Below are 17,299 nucleotides of genomic sequence, written 5' to 3'. Positions count from 1 at the left end.
TGTCCGGAGCGAATCCTTCCGACTTTCGCCCCACGACTTTCGGCCACCCCCGCATCGGGGGTGGCCGAAAACCTACTCACGTGCCGGACGTCAGGACCGGGCGGCAGCCTCCCGCAGCCGCGCCAGGGCGGTGTCCGGGGACGCCCCGATCGCGACCAGCAGCCGCTCGTACCCCCGGGCCAACCGCTCCGCGGTCCCCCGGGCGAACAGGTCCGTGCTGTATTCCAGGTAGCCCTCCAGGGCGCCGTCGGCGTCCTGGAGCACCAGGTTGAGGTCGAACTTCGTGGTGCCCGGCCGGGCCGGCAGGTACCGGATGGCGAGCCCGCCGGGCTCCGCCCCAGGCCCGTCCTGGGCGGCGGCTGGCTGCCCGGCGGGGGCGGGCAGCAGGTTGAACATCACCTGGAACAACGGGGAGTGCGCCGGGTCCGGCTCCGCGATCAGGGAGCGCGCCAGATCAGAAAAGGGCAGGTCAAGGTGGTTGTGGGCGTCCGCGGTGGCCTCCCCCGCGTCGGCGAGCAGCTCGGTGAAGGAGCGCTGCGGGTCCACGTCCAGCCGCATCACCAAGGTGTTGGTGAAGTAGCCGACGACCTGCTCCAGCTCGGGCCCGGGTCGGTTGGCGACCGCCGTTCCGACGGCCAGTTCGCGCTCCTCGGTGCGCCCGCCCAGCAGGACGGCGTACGCCGACAGCAGGCTCATGTAGAGCGTGGCGCCGCGCTCGCGGCCCAGCCGCCGCAGCCCGTCGGCCGTCCCCGCCGGGACGCGGACCGGGACCGAGGAGCCCTGGTACGTCTTCACCGGGCCGCGCGGGTAGTCGGTGCGCAGGGCGGTGGCGACGGGCAGTCCGGACAGGCGCCCGGCCCAGTACTCCCGCTGCCGATCCAACTCCGGAGCGTCAACGGCCGACTGCTGCCAGTGAGCGAAATCGGCGTACGACAGCGCCGGGGCGACCCGCCGCGGTTCCCGGCCACCGATCGATTGCCGGTAGGAGTCCATCAACTCGGCCAGGACCAGATTCACCGACCAACCGTCGAAGACGCCCCACGGCCGGGTGAGTACGGCGACGTGCGCGTGCTCCGACAGCGCGATCAGGTGCGCCCTCAGGGCGGTTCCGGCGCCGGGTGCGAACGGGCGCAGCCGCTCCGCCGCGGCCCAGGTCCCGGCCTCCTCCTCGTCCCCGGCCGTCAGCACCGGCACGGTGAACCCGGCCGCCGCGTGGACCTGCTGGGTCCAGACCCCCTCGTGCTCCGTGTAGCCGGTGCGCAGGATCGGGTGCCGTTCGACCAGGGCCCGGACCGCGCTCGTGAAGGCAGCGCGGTCGAGCGGGCCGTCGATCCGGAAGGCCAGCTGCACGTTGTCGTGGGCCTCGGCGAGGTGGCCGGGGCGGTTCAGGAACCACAGGTCCCGCTGTTGCAGGGCCAGTGGGGCCCGCGCGCCGACCGCCGTGGCGCCTTCCACCGGGACCAGCGGGGGCGCGGACCGCGCCCGTCCGGGCCCGTCCGCACCCGCGGTGGCCCGGTCCGTGGCGGACTGCGCGACCGCGGCGGCCAGTTGCTCCAGCGTGGCACCGGTGAAGACCAGCTTGAGCGGGAGTTCGGCGCCGGTCTCCTGCTTCACGCGCAGGGTGAGCCGGGTGGCCAGCAGGGAGTGCCCGCCCAGGTCGAAGAAACTGTCCCGCAGGCCCACGCGGCCGACCCCGAGCAGCTCGCCGACGATCCGGCACAGGGTCCGTTCGACGTCGGTGCGCGGCTCGACGTACTCGCCCTTGGCCACGTCGTCGTCGCCGGGTGCGGGCAGCGCCCGCTTGTCCACCTTGCCGTTGGAGGTCAGGGGCAGCTCTTCGAGGATCACGAAGGCGCTGGGGACCATGTACTCGGGCAGCGAGCCGGCGAGGTGCTCCTTCAGCATCCGTGCCATCGCCGGGCCGAGCAGGCCGAGCTGCGGGGAGCTCGCCTGCTGGGCGGCGCGGTAGGGGGAACGCGCCCGCACCCGGGGCAGCTCGCCCCGGCCGAACACCAGGTCCAGGCCCTGCGGCCGGTCCTGGGACCAGGTGGCGGCCACCCGGTGGCCGAGGGACTCGGCGTACCGCAGGACGTCTTCGAGCTCCCGCACCCCTTCGGCGGCCCGCGCGGACGGTCCCGCGCCGTGCGGCGGCAGGGGGACCTCGCGGGTGGCGGGCCAGCGGGCCAGGTCCTCGTGGAGGCGGACGTCGTCGGCGACCCGGGGGTTAGTCAGGCCGCTGACCCCGAACCGCTCGGGGAGCGCGCCCGCGCCGCCGGCGAGCAGCGCGCGCAGCGCGGCCGGGCCGTCGGCCTCCAGCCAGGGGTGGCCGGGGTCCGGGGCGGTGGCGGTGGCGCCCTTGGTGAGCAGCGCGTCGTAGTGGTGGGCGAGTTCCTCCCCGTCGCCCGCGCCGCGCCGCAGCAGCAGGTCGACGGCGCCGAGCTCGGGGAACCGCTCGGTGAGGGCGGCGAACCAGCTGGGGCTCAGCAGGAGTTCGGACTCCGCCCGGCGACGTTCCTGCACCCGGGCCCGCAGGGCCCCGGCGGTGGTGCCCGCGGTGGAGTCGGCCAGCTCGGCGGCGCACAGCTGCGCAGGGAACAGGTCGAGGTTGCGGACGCCGCCGATCAGGATGCGGCCGCCCTCCTCCAGCAGCGGCAGCAGGCGGGCGAGCGTCTCCTCCAGGTAGGTGCGGTTCGGGAAGTACCGCACGACCGAGTCGAGGACGATCGTGTCGAACCGGGCCCCGGCGAGCGGGCCGTTCAAGGGTTCGGTGACGCTCAGGGCGTCACCGTGGACGAGGGACACGTGGGTCCAGCCGCGGCGCTCCACGAGTCGACGGACGGCGTCGAGGGCCGGTGCGCTGACGTCGACGACGTGCACCGCCTCGCACTCCTCGGCGTAGTGCCGCAGCAGGTCGCCGGTGCCGCAGCCGATCTCCAGCAGGCGCTTGGGCCTCAGGTCCTCGACGGCGCGGGCGAGCGCGCCCCGCGCCCCGCCGGCCGCGGGCGGCGCGGGGTCGACGGCCGCTGAGCCGGCGTAGCGCTCGTCGAAGGTCCGCCGCCACCGGTCGAGGTGGACGGCGTCCTGCTCCCGGGCGGCCCCGTCGAGCCACTGGGGGGTGGGGCGGGCGTAGGCGACCAGGGTGGTGGTCTCCCCCGAGGCGCGGGGGACGACGACGGCGCTGTGCACGGCGGGGTGCGCGTGCAGGGCGTTCACGATCTCGCCGGGTTCGATCCGGAAGCCGCGCACCTTGACCTGGTCGTCGGCGCGGCCGAGGTACTCCAGGGTGCCGTCCGGCAGCCAGCGGGCCACGTCTCCGGTGCGGTACATGCGCTCGCCCGGGGCCCCGAAGGGGTCCTCGACGAAGCGCTCCGCGGTGAGGTCGGGCCGGCCCAGGTACCCCTGGGCCAGGCAGGTCCCCGCGAGGTAGAGCTCCGCGGCCACGCCCACCGGGACCGGGCGGCGCCGGTCGTCCAGGACGTAGGTGCGGGTGTTGGCCACGGGGCGGCCCAGCGGCGCCGCGGCGGGCCACGCTCCGACGTCCTCGGGCAGGGTCGCGGCGGTGGCCACGTGGGTCTCGGAGGGTCCGTACTGGTTGTGCAGCCGCAGCCACGGCCGGTCGGCGTGGAACTTCCGCACCTGCGCGGTCAGCTGGAGGGCCTCGCCGGCCTGGAGGACGTGGCGCAGGGCGGTGAGTTCCAGACCCTGCGCGGTGGCGGCCTCGTAGACGGCGGCGATCACCACGTTGGGGGCGAAGAACTCCGTGATCCGCTCGTGGTCCAGCCAGCGCGCGAGCTCGGCGGGGTCCACCCGGACGTCCGCGGCGGGCACGCACAGGGTCTTGCCGTGCAGCAGGGCGTTCAGCAGCTCGTACTCGGACATGTCGAAGCTGACCGCGGCGAACTGCGCCACCCGCGAGCCCGGTTCGGCCGGGAAGACGGACCGGGACCAGGCGAGCAGGTTGGTCAGCACCCGGGCGGGCAGGACCACGCCCTTGGGCCTTCCGGTGGAGCCGGAGGTGTAGACGACGTAGGCCGGCGTCTCGGGGGTCAGCGGGCCGGTGCGCTCCCGCGGCCGGGGATCGTCGACCGCGGCGTCGGCGAGCAGCGCCCGGGTGGCCGGGTCGTCCAGGACCAGGAGCGGGGCGCCAGCCACGGCGGGGGCCGTGGCCCGGTCGGTGAGGACCACGGCGGGCCGGGTGTCGCCGAGGATGAAGTCGATCCGGTCCTGCGGGTACTCGGGGTCGATGGGCAGGTAGGCCGCGCCGGATTTGAGGACGGCGAGGAAGGCGACGATCGCCAGGCTGCCACGGGGCAGCGACACGCCCGCGAAGGAGCCGGGTCCGACGCCGCGGGCGATGAGGACCCTGGCCAGGCGGTTCGCCCGCTCGTTCAGCTGCGCGTACGTCAACTCGTCGCCGCCGGGAGCGCTGACGGCGAGGGCGGCGGGAGTGCGGGCCGCCTGCTGCTGGACCAGCTCCCCCAGCGGGACGTCGGTGACGGGCGCCTTCGGCCCGGCCCAGTCGGTGAGCAGCCGGCGGAGTTCGGCCGTGGGCAGGACCGGTACGTCGAGCGCGGCGGTCCGGGCGCCGTCGCCGTCGGCGAGGGCGGCGGTGATGCCGGCCAGTGCGCTCTCCAGGTAGTCCGCGACGGCCTCGCACGCCACCTGCTCGTCGGCCTGGACGTCCAGCGAGAGCTCGGTGCCGAAGTCGTCCAGGGAGACCACGAGGGGGTAGTTGATGCCGTCGGCGGCGGAGAGGAAGCGGACGCCCCGGCCGTCGGTGAGGGCCTCGGCGGCCTCCCCGTGCCCGGCCTCGAAGTGGCGGAAGTTCGCGACCGCGCTGAAGAGCGGTGCGTCGCCCGCCAGCGCGCTGCACCGCTGCGCCAGCCCGAGCGGGGTCTGCTCGTGGTCGATCAGGTCCTTCAACCCGGTGTCGACGTCGGCGATCAGCTCGCGCACGGTGCGCTCGGCCAGCCGGGTCCGCAGGGGCAGGGTGTTGATGAAGTTGCCGAGCATCCGTTCCACCCCGGGCACGCCCTGGAGCCGGCCGGACAGGATGGTGCCGAAGACGACGTCGTCGCGTCCGCTGGTGGCGGCCACGACGCGGGCCCAGGCCGCGTGGAACAGGCTGGCGGGACCGATCCGCAGCCGCTGGGCCTGGGTCCGGATCTCCCGGGTGAGGGCGTCGGGCAGGGCGCGGCGCAGCCGGCGGACCCGGCTGGTGTCCCCGTGCACGTCGGTCAGTCCGAAGGGGGTGGTCGGTTCGGTGATGTCGCCGAGCATGCGGCGGAAGTGGCCCTCCGCGTCGGCTTCGGCCTGCCGGCCACGGGTGTGGGCGACGAAGTCGCGGTACGGGGCGGGCGGGGCCAGGAGGTCCGCGCGGTCCGCCATGTGCAGGGCGAGCTCGTTCAGGGTGAGCCGGAGCGAGGTGGCGTCCTCGATCAGGTGGTGGGCGCTCAGCAGCAGGTAGCGGCGGGCGGATCCGGGGTCCTCGGCGACGGTCAGCCGCAGCAGCGGGGCCCGGTCGATCTCCAGGTTGCCGGGCTGCTCCAGCAGGGTGCGGGCCTGTTGCTCGGCGTCCTGCTCCGGGTCCAGGAGCAGGCGCCGTACGGGCAGGGTGGCGGAGCGGTGGACGACCTGGACGGGTGCGGGCAGGCCGTCGGTGACGACGGCGGTGCGCATGACGTCGTGCCGGTCGACGACGGCCTGCAGGGCGCGGGTGAAGGCGGTGCAGGCGGCCTCGTCCTCGGCGACGTAGAGGGTCGAGACCAGGTACGGGTCGTTGTCCGGGTCCAGCAGGCGGTGGAAGAGGATGCCCTCCTGGGTGGCGACCAGGGGGTAGATGTCCTGGACGTTGGCCGCGCCACCGGGGACGGTGGCGGTGACGGCGTCAATCTGCTCCTGGGTGAGCTCGACCAGCGGCAGCAGCTGCGGGGTGATCCGCTCGCAGCCGGCCGGGATCGCGTTCGGCGGGACCTCGTACGTCTCGGCGGGCTCGGCCGCGTCCAGTGCGGTGGCCAGCTCAGCGAGGGTGGCGGCGCCGAAGACGGCGCGCACGGAGGCGCGCAGGCCGTGCTCGGCGAGGCGCGCCACCAGGACGGTGATGAGGAGCGAGTGGCCGCCGAGGGCGAAGAAGTTGTCGCCGGCGCCGATCCGGTCCCCGTCGAAGCCGAGGAGTTCGGCCCACAGTCCGGCGAGCAGCCGCTCGGTGGGGGTGGCCGGGGCGGTGTACTCCCGCTGCGCGAAGGCCTCGATGTCGGGGACGGGCAGGGCCCGGCGGTCGAGCTTGCCGTGGGCGGTGACGGGCAGGTCGTCGAGGACGACGAAGGCGCCGGGAACCATGTACTCCGGCAGGGTCGCTTCCAGGTGCCGGACGAGCTCGGCGCGCAGGGCGGCCTCGTCCGCCGCCGGGGCGACGTCGTCGCCGAGGACGGGGTAGGCCACCAGTCGGGGGCTGCCGGGCTGGTCCTCGCGGACGATGACGGCGCAGGCGCGGACCGCGGGGTGCTCGGTCAGCCGGTGTTCGATCTCGCCCAGCTCGATCCGGAAGCCGCGGAGCTTGACCTGGTCGTCGGCGCGGCCGAGGTACTCCAGCGTGCCGTCGGGCAACCAGCGGGCCAGGTCCCCGGTGAGGTACATGCGGGCGTCGGGGTCCGTCGCGAACGGGTCGGGTACGAACCGCTCGCGGGTCAGCTCCGGCTGGTGCAGGTAGCCGCGGGCCAGGCCCGTACCGGCGATGTACAGCTGGCCGACACAGCCGACGCCCTGGGGGCGCAGGGCCTCGTTCAGGACGTACAGGCGGATGTTCTGGATGGGGCGGCCGATGGGGACCAGGCGCGGGGCCGGCCCGGCGGGCACGGTCCAGTGGCTGACGTCGACGGCGGCCTCGGTGGGCCCGTACAGGTTGTGCAGCGGGGCGGTGTGGCGCTCGTAGTGCCGCTCGCACAGCTCCGGGGGCAGGGCCTCGCCGCTGCAGAACACCTGGCGCACGGAGGTGCAGGCGGACCAGTCGGGCTCCGCCACGACGGAGCGCAGCATGGACGGCACGAAGTGCAGGGTGGTCACCCCGAACTCCCGCACCGCGGAGACCAGGTAGGCCGGGTCCTTGTGGCCGCCGGGCGCGGCGACGGCGAGCCGGGCGCCGAAGAGCAGCGGCCAGAAGAACTCCCACACCGAGACGTCGAAGCTGTAGGGGGTCTTCTGCAGGACGACGTCGTCCTGGTCGAGCCGGTACTCGTGCTGCATCCACTCGATGCGGTTGACGGCCGCCCGGTGCTCGATCATCACGCCCTTGGGGCGGCCGGTGGAGCCGGAGGTGTGGATGACGTACGCCAGGTTGCCGGGGCCGAGGCCGAGCGCGGCGGCGGGCAGGTCCTCCTCGGACAGGTCCTCGGCCGCGCGGCCGGACCGGTCGCGGACCGCGCCGTCGCGGTCGAGGGTGAACAGGTCGGCGGCGCCGTGCAGCGGGGCCGGGTCCAGATGGGGCTGGGTGAGGACCACGCGGACGCCGGAGCTCTCGACGAGGTCCTCGATGCGGGCCGCCGGGTAGGACGGTTCGATCGGCATGTAGGCGCCGCCGGCCTTGAGGATGCCGTAGATCCCGGCCACCATCTCGGCGGACCGCTCCGTGCTGAGGCCGACCAGGGTGTCCGGGCCCACTCCGCTGCGGCGCAGGGCGTCGGCGATGCGGTTGGCCCAGGCGTTGAGCTCGGCGTAGGTCCAGGTGCGGTCGGCGTCGGCGAGCGCGGTCCGACCGGGGTGGCGGGCCGCGCGGGCCTCGAAGAGTTCGTGCAGGCAGCGGTCGGCGGAGAACGGGCGGTCGGTGTCGTTCCATCCCCGGACGACCTGCTCCCGCTCGGCCTCGTCGAGCAGCGACAGGCCCGACAGCCGGGCCCCGGGGTCGGCGGTGAGGGAGCCGAGGAGCTCGCCGAAGTGGCCGGTGAACCGGCGGATCGTGTCCGGGTCGAAGAGGTCCGTGTTGTACTCCACGGTCCCGGCGAGGCCGTCCGGGGTCTCGCGCAGGTCGAGGGTGAGGTCGAACTTGGTGACGCCGAGGTCGAACTCGATGGCCGACACGAGGAGTTCACCGAGCCGCGCCGTGCGCTCGGTCTGCGCCTCCTGGAGCACCAACATGGTCTGGAAGACCGGTGAGTGGCTGAGGCTGCGCTCCAGCTGGAGGGCGTCGGCCACCGCCTCGAAGGGCACGTCCTGGTGGTCGTAGGCAGCCAGCGCGGTCCGCTTGACCTGGGCGAGCAGCTCGGGGAAGGCCGGGTCGTCCGACAGGTCCGCGCGCATGACGAGCGTGTTGGCGAAGAAGCCGATGAGCCCCTCCACCTCGATGCGGTTGCGGCCCGCGACCACGGTGCCGACGGCGATGTCGCTCTGACCGGTGTAGCGGTTCAGGACGACGGAGTACGCCGCCAGCAGCGTCATGTAGAGGGTGGCGTCGTAGCGCGCGGCGACCTCGCGCAGCCGCGCCAGCAGGTCGGGCGGGAGCAGGAAGCCCATCCGGGCCCCCCGGTACGTCTTGACGGCGGGGCGCTCGCGGTCGGCGGGCAGGGTCAGCCGCGGGTCGACCCCGGCGAGCTGCTCCTTCCAGTAGGCGGTCTGCCGGGTCCGCTCCGCGCCCTGCAACCACTGGCGCTGCCAGTGCGCGTAGTCGGCGTACTGGACGGGCAGCGGGGCGAGCGGCGAGGGCAGTCCGGCGGCGAACGCCTCGTACAGGGCGCTCAGGTCGCGGATGAGGACGCCGACCGACCAGCCGTCGGACACGGCGTGGTGCATGGTGATCAGCAGCACGTGCTCCTGCTCGGCCTCGCGCAGCAGCCGGACCCGGATCAGCCGGTCGTGCTCCAGGTCGAAGGCGGTGGCCGCCTCACCCGCGCAGATCCGGGCCAGTTCGGCCGGGTCTCCGAGGTCCGCCTCGGCGACGGCGAAGTCGGAGCCGTCGCCGATCAGCTGGTGCGGGACGCCGTCGCGGTCGGCGAAGCGGGTGCGCAGCGCCTCGTGGCGGCGGACCAGCTCGGCCAGGGCGCGCCGCAGGGCGGGGCGGTCCAGCGGGCCGCTCAGCCGGGTCGCGACGGGGATGTTGTACGCGGCGCTGCTGCCGTCCAGCTGGGCCAGGAACCACAGCCGCTGCTGCGCGAACGAGAGCTGCACGGGCCCGTCGTCGTCACGGGCCCGCAGCGGGACGTCGTCGATCCGGCCGAGGACGGTCAGGTCGACGCCCTGTTCACGCAGGAGCGCGATGAGGGCCCGGCGGCGCTTGGCGGGCAGTGAGTTGATCGTCCGGAGCAGGTCCGGTGCGGTGGAGTACGTGGTGGAGTGCGTGGTGGAGTGCGTGGTGGAGTGCGTGGTGGTGCTCATCGTGGTCCCCTCGCCCTAGTTACCGACGCCCAGGGCGTCCAGCTCGTCGTCCGTCATGTTCTCGATGCGGCTGAGGCCTTCGAGGATCGTGTGCACGTCCGCGGCGCCGATGGCGGCGGCAGCGGGCCGGGCGGCCGGCAGGCGGCGGCGGAGCTCGGCGGCCATCACGGTCAGCTTCGGCGCGTCGAAGACGGCCTGTACGGGCAGTTCGACCCCGGTGCGCTGCTTGATCAGGTTGATCAGGCGGGTCGCCAGCAGCGAATTGCCGCCGAGGGAGAAGAAGTTGCTCGCACCGCCGAGCCGGGAGGGCTCGATCTGGAGCAGCTCGGCCCACGCGGAGGCCATCAGGGACTCGGCGTCGGCCCGACCCTGGTCCGCTGCCGGTACCGCACCCGATGCGGGTGCGGATGCGGGTGCGGGTGCCTGTGCCGGCGCTCCGGCGGGCGTGCGGCCCACCCAGTAGCGGCCCGTCTCGAAGGCGGTCGCGGGCAGTTGCACCAGTCGGCGGGGGCCGCGGTGCAGTGCGGGCCACGCGACGGTGGCGCCGTGCACCCACAGCTGGGCGAGGTGCTCCAGGTCCCCGTCGGCGGCCAACCCCGCGAGGAGGGCCTCGCCGCGGGGGCCGGAGATCACCGCGGCGAAGGGGCCGCCGTCCTCGTCCGCGTTGCCGCGGTGGACCGTGGCGAGATCGGCGGGGGCGACGGGAGCGTCGGCTTCGGCGTCGGCTTCGGCGTCGGCTTCGGCTTCGGCGTCGGCTTCGGCGGCCAGGTGGTGGGCGAGGGCGTCCCGGAGTTCCTGCGCGGAGCCCGCGACCACGGCGAGCCGTTCGGGCAGCGCCTCCCGCCCGACCTGGGTGGTCCAGGCGAGGTCGGCGAGGTCCAGCGGTCCGGTCCCGAGGTGGTCGTGCAGCCGCTGGGCGGCGGTGCGCAGCCCCTCGGGGTGACGGGCGGAGACCACCACGAGCTGCGGTCCGGCCTCCCGCGCGTCCCCCGCGTCCCCCGCGTGGGACGCGACGGACGCGCGCCGCGGCGCTTCCTCGACGACCAGGCTCACGTGACTGCCGCCCGCGGCGACCGAGTTGACCAGGGCGAGCAGGGGCTCCGGGCGGCCGGAGGCCGTACCCGGCGCACCCGCCGTGCCCCGGGGCTCCCAGGCGGTCAGCGCGTCGCACAGGACGAGCGGGCCGGCGGCGAGGTCCAGGTTCGCGTTGGGCTCCCCCGCCTCGACCAGCGGCGCGAGCTCCCGGTGGCGCAGCTGCAGGACGACCTTGGTCAGCTGGGCGATGCCGGAAGCCGCCTCCGGGTGCCCGAGGTTGGACTTGACGGTGCCCACGGCGACCGGGGCGTCGGCCGCGGCGAACACCTCGCGCAGGGCGCCCACCTCGACCTCGTCGGAGAAGGTGGTGCCGTTGGCGGCGGCCTCCACGTAACCGATGGAGCCGGGGGCGACTCCGGCGCGGTCCAGCGCCTGCCGCATGACCTTCACCATGCTGCGGTGGCTCGGCGTCATGAAGCCGTTGGACCGGCCGCTGTGCAGGGAGGCCGTGCCGCGGATGACGGCGAGGACCGTGTCCCCGTCGCGCCGCGCGGCGGCCAGCGGCTTGAGCAGGACGGCGCCGACGCCCTCGGCGGGCAGGTAGCCGTCCCCGTCGCGGAAACTGCGGCTGCCCGGGTGGCTGCCGAGGAACTGCATCTCGGACAGGGCGACGTACTTGTCCGGGTGGACCGTGAGGTTCACCCCGCCCGCGACGGCCAGTTCGCTCTCCCCGCGCAGCAGGTCGGCGCAGGCCAGGTGGACGGCCATCGCCGAGGACGTGCACATGCTGTCGACGGCCAGGCTCGGGCCTTCGAGGCCGAAGAAGTGCGAGACCCGGTTGGCGATCATGTTGTACGAGGACGAGGCGGTCAGGGCCGCGAGCGCGGGCTCCGTGTCCTCGGCCCGGTACATCTGGTAGGCGGATCCGACGTACACGCCGACCCGGCGTCCGTGCCGCCGCTCGATGACCTCCTGGGTCACTCCGCTCTGCTCGAACAGGTGCCAGACGGTCTCCAGGAAGAGCCGCTGCTGCGGGTCCATCACCGCGGCCTCGCGCGGCGAGATGCCGAAGTGCAGGGGGTCGAAGCGGTCGATCCCGTCGAGGAAGCCGCCCCACTTGCCGCGGCTGGTGCCGGGGGTGTCGGGGGCTCCGGAGTACTGCTCGTGGTCCCAACGGTCGGCCGGCACCTCGGTGACGGAGTCCCGGCCCGAGCGCAGGTTGGCCCAGAAGGTGTCCAGGTCGGGGGCGTCCGGGTAGCGCCCGGTGATGCCGATGATCGCGATGGCGTCACGGTCACGGTCACGGTCGCCGCCGAGGTCACGGTCGGCCTCCGCGGTACGGGCCCCGGTGCGGGTGCCCTCGGTGCAGGCCTCGGTCGTACGGGGCTCCGCGGCGTGCGGCTGCTGCGGCTGCTGCTGCTGCTGCTGCGGGACCGGCGCCGGGGCGGGTGCGGGCTCGGGGGCGGCCGCCGGGGTCGGCTGCTGCGCGCCGGACCGGGCCGGGGGCTCGCCCAGCAGCGCGCGCAGCTCCGCCGGGTGCTCGCCGAGGAGGTGGCGGGCGAGTCCGCGGACCGTCTGCACCTCGAACAGCAGGGTCCGGGGCAGCGGGCCGAAGGAGTCCTCCAGGCCGGAGACGAAGTTCACCGCGAGGACGGAGTCCATCCCGTACCGCTCCAGCGGCTTGTCGACGGCGAGCCGCTCCGGGCGGAGCCCCAGGGCCGTGGCGAGCTGTCGTCGCAGGTGCCCGACCGCCCGCTCCGCCAGGGAGCCGTCCGTCCCGGGCGCCGGGGCGCCCTCGGCGGGAGCCGTCGCACCGGGCGTGCTCGCGGCGGGCGCCGGCGCGGTCGGGGCCGTACGGCCGATGAGTCCGGCCGGCAGCTGCTCGCGACGGCCCGAGACCACCAGCAGGCGGCCGGTGTCGAGGCCGTTCTCCTCCGGAGCCTGGGCGACCCGGAGGGCCGCCAGGCCGCGGGGGGTGTCCAGCGGGGTCAGGCCCGTACCGGCCAGGTGGTCGCGCACGGCGGCGTCGGCCCCCATGCCCCCCTCGTCCCAGAGCGGCCAGGCGACGGACACGGTGTGCCCGCGCCGCAGGCCGGCCCCGACCAGGTGGTTGCGGTGGGCGGCGTAGGCGTCCATGAACCCGTTGGCGGCGGCGTAGTCGGCCTGGCCGGGGTTGCCGAAGGTGCCGCTGATCGACGAGAAGCAGAGGAACGCCTCCAGCGGCTGGTCCCGGGTCGACTCGTCCAGGTGGACGAGTCCGGCGACCTTGGGCGCCAGGACGCGCTCCAGCTCCTCGGGGCTCTTGCGGACCACGAAGTTGTCCGCGACCACTCCGGCGCTGTGCACGATGCCCGTCAGGGGGCCGTGGTTGTCGGCGACGTGGGCGAGCAGGCGGGCCACCGCTTCGCGGTCGGCGACGTCGGCGCGCTGGTAGTCCACCGTCAGTCCGGCCTCGCGCAGGGTCCGCAGGGCCTCCCGTCGGTCCGCGTCCAGCGGGGAACGACCGGTGAGCACCACGGTGGCGCCGGCGGCGGACGCGGCGATCTCGCGGGCCACGATCAGGCCGAGGCCGCCGGCGCCGCCGGTGATCAGATACACCCCGTCCGAGCGCCACGGCCGGGCGGCGGCCCGGGGCCCGGTGAGCTCCGCCAGCTCCGCGACGAGCCGGCGTCCGCCGCGGTGGCGCACCTCGGGCTCGGGGTCGGACACGGCCTCGGCGATCAGCCGGGCGGCGACCGCGGCCGGCGCCGCGCCGTCGAGGCACTCCACGAACTGGGTGCGCAGCCGCGGGTTCTCCAGCCGCGCGGTCCGCAGCAGCCCGCCGAGCCCGCCGAAGCAGGCCCGCGGGTCACCGTCGGCGTCCTGACCGGCGTCGCCGACGAGCACGACCTGGAGCAGTTCGGGCCTGCGCACCCCGCGCTCCAGCAGCTCGCGGACGACCCCGAACAGGCGCCCGGCCAGGTCGGTGTACTGCTGGGCGGGCGAACCCTCGACCGGCTCCAGGAAGCGGCACCCGGTCTCCGCCGGCAGGGCGGCCTCGAACGCCTCGCGGTCGGCGGCGTCGAGCCGCCCGATCACCACGACGTGGCGCGCCGCGAACACCGCGGGATCCGGGTTCCCCCGCGGGGTCCCGGACGGCGTACGGTCGAGGGCGCGGTCGGTCCAGACCGGGCGCAGGAGCAGCACCTCGTCCGTGTCGTCCGCCTCGGGTCGCGCCGTCCCCACGGGCGGCCGCGGCCGCTCGGCGGACTGCTGCGCGAGCTGCTGCGGCTGCTGCTGCTGGTGCAGCGGTACGCCGAGGATCTCCTCGCCCAGTCGGCACAGGTCCCGGGCGAAGGGGTAGCCGGGGAGGCTGATCCGGCGGGCGGGCGGCAGGAAGGCGTGGGCCGCCTCCCAGTCCACGGCCGCCCCGTCGGCCCACAGGCCCAGCAGCCGCTCGTAGGTGCCCGACTCGGACCACTGCGCGACGGCCTCGGCCAGCGCCCGGCCGTCACGGTCGCGGTCGGCGCGGACGGTGCCGCGCGTCCAGGGCGCGTCGGGGCGCCCCGGGTCGTCGGCGAAGGACTCCAGCAGGGCCACGGCCTCGGCCCTCGACGCGGCGGCGAAGGCCAGCCGCTCGTCCAGGGCGGTCCGACCGCTCTGCAGGGTCCGCGCGACGTCGTCCAGGTCGGCGTCGGTCAGCTCGCCCAGGCGGGCGCTCAGCCGCCGGGCCTGTTCGACCAGTTGGGCCTCGCTCATGGCCGAGAGCACCAGCAGGGACGGCCGGCCGTCGGCCGCGGCCCGTGCCGGTCGGGGGGTGGTGGGCAGGTGTTCGGCGATGACCACGTGGGCGTTGGAACCGCCGCCCCCGAAGCTGGACACGCCGGCGATCCGCGGGAAGGTGACCTGCTCCCCGTCGACCTCCAGGACCGGGCGGCGCCACGGCTCGACCTCCTGCTGCACGTGCAGCGGGGTGCGGTCGAAGTCGATGTGCGGGTTGAGCTCGCGGGAGTGCAGGCTCGGCACCAGCTCCCCGTGCTTGAGCTGGAGCAACACCTTGGTGACCGCGGCGATGCCGGCCGCGCTCTCGCAGTGCCCGATGTTCGACTTCACCGAACCGATGGCGAGGTGCTCGGGGCCGCCGCCGGCCTGGCGAAGGGCCTTCTGGAGTCCGGCGATCTCGATCGGGTCGCCGAGGGAGGTGCCGGTGCCGTGCGCCTCCAGGTAGCTGAGGGCCCGCGGGTCCACACCCGACGCGGCGATCGCCTCGGCGATGACCTCCCCCTGGGCCACCGGGGTCGGTACGGAGTAACCGCCGGTCCGGCCGCCGTGGTTGACGGCGGTGCCCTTGATCACGCCGTAGATCTGGTCACCGTCGGCCACGGCCCGGTCCAGCGGCTTGAGCACGACGGCGCCCACGCCCTCGCCGGGCACGTAGCCGTCGCCGCCCTCGCCGAAGGAGCGGCAGCGGCCGTCGCTGGAGAGGAAGTGGCGCTCGGCGAGCACCATGAACTTGTTGGGGTGGGGGCTGAGGTTCACGCCGCCCGCGATCGCCGCCTCGCACTGGCCCGACCTGATGGCCTCGCAGGCCAGGTGGAGCGAGGTGAGGGAGGACGAGCACATGGTGTCCACGGCCAGGCTGGGGCCGCGGAAGTCGTGGAAGTAGGAGACCCGGTTGGCGATGGTGGAGGCGCTGCCCCACAGGGCGGTCCGCTTGCCGCGCTCCTGCGCCTGCGCGCCGAAGAGCTGGTACTCCTGGTACATCACCCCGACGAAGACCCCGACCCGGCCCGAGCCGGACAGGCCCCGGCCGGTGTATCCGGCGTCCTCCAGGGCGTGGTGGGCGCACTGGAGGAACAGGCGCTCCTGCGGGTCGAGGTAGTCGGCCTCCAGCATCGAGATCTGGAAGAACAGCGGGTCGAACTCGTCGATGCCGTCCAGGAAGCCGCCCCACGTGCCGGCGGTCCGTCCGGACGCCTCGGTGTAGCGGCGGTGGTCCCAGCGGTCCGCCGGGACCTCGCGGACGCTGTCGCGGCCGGCGCGGAGGTTGTCCCAGAAGGCGTCGAGGTCGGGAGCCTCCGGGTAGCGGCCGCTGACGCCGACGATCGCGATGTCGGTGACGGCGGGTGCCTGGGCGGCGGGCGCCGGCGAGGCGGCCTCGGCGGCAACCGGAGCCTCGACCCGCGCGGGCTCGGCGGCCGGGGCGGGCGCCGCCGCCGTCACGGACTCGGCGGGGATGCGGCGCGAGCTCAGGCCGGTCAGGTCCGCGCAGACCCGGCCGTGCTCGTCGTAGAGGGTGACGTCGAGCCGCACGGAGCCGTCGGCGGCCTCGGCCGTGCTGTCGGGCTGGTGGCGGACCCAGGCCCAGGCCCGCTCGGGGGTGGCGGCGGGGGTGGCCGCCTGCTGGAGGGCGAACGGCAGCGCGAGCGCGGCCCGTCCCTCGCCGGCGGGGCCGCCGGTCAGCCACAGGCCCATGGTGGCCTGGAGGGCGCCGTCGGCGATCGCCGGGTGCAGCCGGACGCCGTGCAGCGGGTCCGCCGTGGGCGCCAGCCGGAGTTCGGCCAGGACCTGGCGGCGTCCGGCGGGGTCGGTACCCGTGGCCAGCGCGACCAGGGTGCGCTGCGTGGGGCCGTACTCCAGGCCCATGGCCGCGAAGTGGCCGTAGACGTCCGCGGCGGAGAGGGGGGTGCCCGTGCAGGCGGCGCGCACCTCGGCGAGGGAGGGCAGGGTCCGGTTCCGGCCGGCCTCGCGCAGGCTCGCCCGGCCCGTGCTGCACAGGGTGGGTCCGCCGTCGGCGCCGAGGGCGTGGATCTCGTACGCGTGGACGGCGCCGCCGGGCAGGGCCCGTACGGTCACGCTCAGGTCGAGCCCGTCCGTTCCGCTGATGGCGGGGGACACCCACACGACGTCTTCCAGGTGCACCCGGTCGGCGTGCTCTTCGCCCAGGGTGCGGGCCACGGCCGCGCGGGCCATCTCCAGGTGGGCCACGCCGGGCAGCACGCGGACGCCGCGCACCTGGTGGTCCTTCAGGTAGGGCTCCTCGCCCGTGAAGTGCGTCTCGTACGAGCTGACGCGGCCGGCGCCCTCGCCCGCGCCGGCGGTGTCCGGGACGGACCGGTGCAGCATCGGGTGCACGGGCGCGGGGACGGCCGCGGGGACGGCGGAGTCGAGGTGGGCCGCCACGGCCCGTACCGTCCGGTGCCGCGAGAACACGGTGGGCTCGACGGTACGGCCGTACCGCGCCGTCAGCCTTCCCGCGAGCTGGGCGAGGCCGGTCCAGTCGAGCCCGAACTCGGCGAGCTCGGCGTCGGGGTCGACCTCGACGGCGGTCACGCTCAGCAGCGCGGCCACTTCCTCCGTGACGACGGCCAGCGGGCCTGCGGCGACGTCGAGCGGGACCAGCGCCTCGACGACCGCGGGGGCTTCGGCTGCCGCCACCGTGTCGGGGTGCTCCTCCTCCAGCCAGGCCGCCAACTCGGTGATCGTCCGGTACTCGAACATCACCGTCGGCGACAACGAAACACCCAGCCGATCCTCCAACTGCGCAACCAACGCCAACAGATCGGCCGACGCCAGACCCAGGTCGTAATACCCCAGATCCACCTCCACATCAGCCGCCGCACGCCCCAACGGAACTGCCACCAACTCCCGCAACACCGACACGAAATCACCACCGCCACCCACACGAACGGCATCGGCGACGACCACAGGGACGGATACGGACACCGGCTCGGGCTCGGACACCGGCTCGGGCTTGGGCTCGGGCGAGAGCGCCCGGTCCGGGTGCTCCTCCTCCAGCCAGGCCGCCAACTCGGTGATCGTCCGATACTCGAACATCACCGTCGGCGACAACGAAACACCCAGCCGATCCTCCAACTGCGCAACCAACGCCAACAGATCGGCCGACGCCAGACCCAGGTCG

The 17,299-nt window shown here is 74.8% G+C and carries 2 protein-coding genes; both read right to left on the bottom strand.

The annotated features are described in order from the left end of the window. Positions 1–90: 90 nt before the first annotated feature. Positions 91–9,363: an amino acid adenylation domain-containing protein gene (locus ACIQWR_RS20905; RefSeq protein WP_404011519.1), complete on the bottom strand. Its 9,273-nt coding sequence runs from the start codon at positions 9,361–9,363 to the stop codon at positions 91–93. A gap of 15 nt (positions 9,364–9,378) precedes the next feature. After that, on the bottom strand, positions 9,379–17,289 hold the full coding sequence (locus ACIQWR_RS20900; protein ID WP_404012022.1) for an SDR family NAD(P)-dependent oxidoreductase: 7,911 nt from the start codon (positions 17,287–17,289) through the stop codon (positions 9,379–9,381). Positions 17,290–17,299: the final 10 nt, after the last annotated feature.

Origin of the sequence: Streptomyces sp. NPDC098789 (assembly GCF_044759975.1) — a bacterium.
Classification (GTDB): Bacteria; Actinomycetota; Actinomycetes; order Streptomycetales; family Streptomycetaceae; genus Streptomyces.
Note: the sequence above shows the minus strand (reverse complement) of the source record. Positions and strands in the feature narration are given on the sequence as shown.

Bases quoted from the DNA above. Each gene is read 5' to 3' on its own strand.
- ACIQWR_RS20905 (WP_404011519.1), bottom strand. From the start codon at position 9,363: ATGAGCACCACCACGCACTCCACCACGCACTCCACCACGCACTCCACC.